Annotated in this window: 5 protein-coding genes and 1 tRNA gene; all 6 read left to right on the top strand. The window is 61.0% G+C overall.

Annotation, left to right across the window (positions count from 1 at the left end; translation table 11 throughout):
- The first annotated feature begins 1 nt into the window (after position 1).
- A tRNA-Glu gene (locus AC07OJ_RS30695) sits at positions 2–77 on the top strand.
- A 182-nt stretch (positions 78–259) separates the two neighbouring features.
- Positions 260–799, top strand: a complete 540-nt coding sequence (locus AC07OJ_RS30690) for a TetR/AcrR family transcriptional regulator (RefSeq protein WP_065904511.1) — start codon at positions 260–262, stop codon at positions 797–799.
- Positions 800–815: 16 nt separating this feature from the next.
- Entirely contained in the window at positions 816–1,649 is an 834-nt protein-coding gene (locus tag AC07OJ_RS30685) for an alpha/beta hydrolase (protein WP_065904513.1), read from the top strand.
- Between the two features lie 41 nt (positions 1,650–1,690).
- Positions 1,691–2,125 carry an acyl-CoA thioesterase gene (locus AC07OJ_RS30680; protein ID WP_065904515.1) on the top strand — a complete coding sequence of 145 codons (435 nt, stop codon included), beginning with the start codon at positions 1,691–1,693 and terminating at the stop codon, positions 2,123–2,125.
- A gap of 55 nt (positions 2,126–2,180) precedes the next feature.
- Positions 2,181–3,140 (top strand): tRNA dihydrouridine synthase, encoded by a 960-nt coding sequence (locus AC07OJ_RS30675; protein WP_106803171.1) that lies wholly within the window; start codon positions 2,181–2,183, stop codon positions 3,138–3,140.
- 454 nt (positions 3,141–3,594) lie between these two features.
- On the top strand, positions 3,595–4,659 hold a 1,065-nt coding region (locus tag AC07OJ_RS30670; RefSeq protein WP_495095790.1), incomplete at its 3' end, for a hypothetical protein.

Here is a 4,659-nt window from a genome sequence, read left to right as displayed (position 1 = left end):
TGTCCCCTTCGTCTAGTGGCCTAGGACACCGCCCTTTCACGGCGGTAACAGGGGTTCGAGTCCCCTAGGGGACGCCACGATTACCCGCTCTGCGGGATTTTTAAGGGTCATTCAATTATTGAATGGCCCTTTTGTTTGTCTGGCGTTTGGCCAATCCTCTTCTCATTCCCCTTCCTGTGTTCTGACCAGCGGTCATGCCTGTCGCTTGCGAAATATTATTATGGTAATAATATTCAACCCATGAAAGACGGAGGCAACGATGAACGATAAAAAAGCGCAAACCCGCGAACGTATTCTGCAAGCCGCCAGCGCCGCGTTGATCCAGCGTGGCCCGGCCGAGCCGAGCGTGGGTGAAGTCATGGGCGCGGCGGGGCTGACCGTCGGTGGTTTCTACGCGCACTTTGAAAGCAAGGACGCGCTGATGCTGGAGGCCTTCACTCAGTTACTGGCCCGGCGTCGTGCGTCGATCGACGATATGGATGCACAGCTGACCGGCGAAGAACGCAGGGGGCTGGTGGCGGCGTTTTACCTGTCACGCAAGCACCGCGACTCAACCGCCCAGGCGTGCCCGATCCCGGCCACCGTGGGCGAGATGGCCCGTTTGCCGGACGCTTTTCGCGATGCGCTGAACGAACACGTGGAGCTGATGGCCGCTCAACTCGCTGCCAGCCCCGAAGACACCGATAAAGCCCTGGCGGACATGGCGCTGATGATTGGTGGCCTGGCCTTGGCACGCGCGCTGGGGCCGGGTGAGTTGTCGGATCGAGTGTTACGCGCGGCCAAGTCGGCGGTGCGTTAAGGAGAGGGCTTGCAGGATGGGCACATTGACCTGGATTCGTCGTATCAATGGCACGCTGGGGCACCTGGCGCCGCACACGGTGGCCAACAAGATGCGTCGCGCGTTCATGACTCCGCGCGACCTGCCGCCGCGTGACTGGGAGCTGCCGCTGCTGGCGCAATCGGAGCGCATCACGTTGCGTTTCGGCTTGTCGGCCTTGCGTTGGGGCCAGGGCCCGGCGGTGCTGTTGATGCACGGTTGGGAAGGGCGCCCCACGCAGTTCGCCAGCTTGATCACCGCGTTGGTGGACAACGGCTACTCCGTGATTGCCCTGGACGGTCCCGCCCACGGGCGTTCCCCAGGGCGAGAAGCGCATGTGCTGCTCTTTGCGCGTGCCATGCTGGAGGCAGCGGCGGAACTGCCACCGTTGCACGCGGTGATCGGCCATTCGATGGGCGGCGCCAGTGCGATGCTGGCGGTGCAGTTGGGGCTGCGTACCGAGGCGTTGGTGAGCATTGCCGCGCCGTCGCGCTTTCTGGATGTGCTGCGCGGCTTCACCCAGATGGTCGGGTTGCCGGCGCGGGCGCGTTCGGCGTTTATCCAGGAAGTGGAGCTGACCTTCGGCATGCCGCTCAAGCATCTGGATGTGGCCCACTACCAGATGAATATCCCCGGCCTGATCGTGCACGCCGAAGACGATACCTTCGTGCCGGTCAAGGCATCGCAAGCCATCCATGAAGCCTGGTTCGACAGCCGCCTGCTGCGCCTGGAGCAGGGCGGCCACCAGAAAGTGCTGGCCGATCCCCGCGTGATTGACGGGGTGCTGGCGCTGTTGGCCGGCCGTCGTCTACAGGAGCGGCAAACCGCCTGATACACTGCTCCCCGCCGACATTAATCGACTGGGAGCAAGGCATGGGCTGGGATTTGGCAACGCCGTTTATCATCGATCTGCAGGTCGCCCCTGAAGACATCGACGGCCTCGGGCACGCCAATAACGCGGTGTACGTGTCCTGGCTGGAGCGCTGCGCCTGGCGCCACTCACAGCGCCTGGGGCTGGATCTCACCGAATACCGCCGCCTGGATCGCGCCATGGCCGTGGTGCGGCATGAAATCGATTACCTGGCGGCCGGCTACGAGGGCGACGAGCTGCAACTGGCGACCTGGATCGTCGACTGGGACCAGCGCCTGAAAATGACCCGGCGCTTCCAGCTGCTGCGCCCACGCGATGGCGCCACGCTGTTGCGGGCGCAGACCACCTTTGTGTGCATCGAACTGTCCACCGGCAAGCCCAAGCGCATGCCGCCCGAGTTTCTCGACGGTTATGGCCCCGCCCTGACAGGGGGTTAACGGTTACCGTGGGAAACCCAGTAAACTGCGCCACGATTTTTGTTGAGTGTTTTCCATGCAAATTGCTTTGGCGCCCATGGAGGGGTTGGTCGACAACATCCTGCGGGACGTGCTGACCCGAGTCGGCGGTATCGACTGGTGCGTGACCGAGTTCATCCGCGTCAACGACCGCTTGCTCACCCCGGCGTATTTTCACAAGCTCGCTCCGGAACTGCTGCACGGTGCCCACACCGCCGCCGGCGTGCCTCTGCGCGTGCAGTTGCTCGGCTCCGACCCGGTGTGCCTGGCGGAAAACGCCGCGCTCGCCTGCGAGTTGGGCTCGCAGGTCATCGACCTGAACTTCGGCTGCCCGGCCAAGACCGTCAACAAGTCGCGTGGCGGGGCGGTGCTGCTCAAGGAGCCGGAGCTGCTCAACCAGATCGTCGAACACGTACGCCGCGCTGTTCCCGCGCATATTCCGGTCACTGCCAAGATGCGCCTGGGTTTCGACAGCCCGGACGGCGCACTGGTCTGCGCAACCGCCCTGGCCGAGGGCGGCGCGGCGCACATTGTGGTGCATGCGCGGACCAAGACTGATGGTTACAAGCCGCCTGCGCACTGGGAGTGGATCCCTCGCGTGCAGGACGTGGTCAAGGTGCCGGTGTTCGCCAACGGTGATATCTGGAGTGTCGAAGACTGGCGGCGTTGCCGGGAAATCAGCGGCGTCGAAGACATCATGCTCGGTCGCGGCCTGGTTGCGCGTCCTGACCTGGCACGCCAGATCGCCGCGGCACGCGCAGGTGAGGAAGTGGTGGAAATGACCTGGGCGCAACTGCAGCCCCTGCTTCAGGACTTCTGGACCCAATCGGTAGCGCAACTGACCGAGCGGCAGGCGCCGGGGCGACTGAAACAGTGGCTGGCGATGTTGACGCGCAATTACCCGGAAGCGGTGGCACTGTTTACTGCCCTGCGCCGCGAAACTGAACTTGACCAGGTCAGCCGTTTATTGGGGATGAGTCCTGCGGTTGCCGCCTGACCCCGGAAACTGTCTGCCAGCATTTCAAACGAATGCTCCTTATCGAAAGATAAGGAGCATTTTTGCGTTTTAATACGTTTAAACGTTACCGCTGAAATATTCTGAAAGTTACTGTCGTTATTCGAGTTGATAAACCAGCCCGTGCTGTGGGGGTATGCCTGTGCGCGTGAACTATCACAGGCATTCGTTTGAAAGTACGGTTAATTATGTCGCTGAGTGACAGGTCTCTCGGTTTATAAGTGCATATGTCTGTCGCGAGAAGGTGCGGGCACGATAAATCACGGCTGGCTCCAGGTGGCGATGAGGCAAAGTCTGAAAGTTTGCTTTTCTTTCCTTATGTGAGGCGCGATTTCTGGAACTCGATAGCGTCAGTTTCCACGAATTAAGGGACTGAGATGCAACGCGGTTGTATTCAGCCTCTATAAATCCTATCGCTGTCCCAGGTGTTCACCGCTTGGCTGCGCTGACTAAGGAATTTGATATGTCTTTCTCGATTAATAATTCGCCCTATGTAAAGTTCGATACAACTCCCCAAGACCCACAAACGCCCACACTCCCAAAAAGCGCTGCAACACTCTCTACACCGGCGACTGATTCAAAAGTTATCCCGCCCGCTACCCAGCAAGATATTACCCGAGGGCCGCAGGGCGAAATGATGATTAACGCCCGCGCGCTTTCAAAGTTATTTGACATGCTTGAACAAGTCTTCAAAGCCATGCGCGAAATGCTGTCGGGGAAAGATGTAACTCCCGACCTCAAGGCCGCTTCCGATACGGCGGCCAAAGCCAAGGTCAAGCCGGATGCCGCGCCTCACGACAAAGCGAGTACGGATTCAAGCGCGTTGCCGAAAGTTGCTCCGAATGCAGCAGACCAACCAAAAGTGAAGGCAGAGGCGAACCCGCAGCCGAAAGTAGCGCCCGACGCGGCAGACCAGCCCAAAGTGAAACCAGAGGCGAACCCGTTGCCGAAGGTGGCGCCCGACGCGGCAGAGCAGCCAAAAGTGAAGGCAGAGGCGAACCCGCAGCCGAAGGTGGCTCCCGACGCGGCAGACCAGCCAAAAGTGAAGCCAGAGGCGAACCCGTTGCCGAAGGTGGCTCCCGACGCGGCAGACCCGCTGAAAGTGAAGCCTGGGGCGAACCCGTTACCCAAGGTCGCACCCGATGCCGCAGAGCAGCCAAAGGTCAAAATAGATGATGGCGGGCTGAGTGTGATTACGCCTAAAGCCATTCCGGGCGTTCTACCTCCGTTTCCCCAACCCGATGTCCAAGTTACCAACAATGCCAATGCGCAGGTGAAAGTGGAGGTCAATGTCAACCATTGTCACTGCCCTGACACCCGCTCCGAGCATGACAAAGGCGTGCGGCCGCCGCTCACGCCCCAACCCAAGCCAGACGCTGCGCCACAGCCACCGCTCACGCCCCAACCCAAGCCAGACGCTGCGCCGCAGCCACCGCTCACGCCCCAACCCAAGCCAGACGCTGCGCCGCAGCCACCGCTCACGCCCCAACCCAAGCCAGAC

The sequence above is a fragment of the Pseudomonas sp. GW821-FHT09C08 genome, assembly GCF_059418125.1.
The sequence above is the reverse complement of the archived record's forward strand: the minus strand, read 5'-3'. Positions and strand labels throughout refer to the sequence as shown.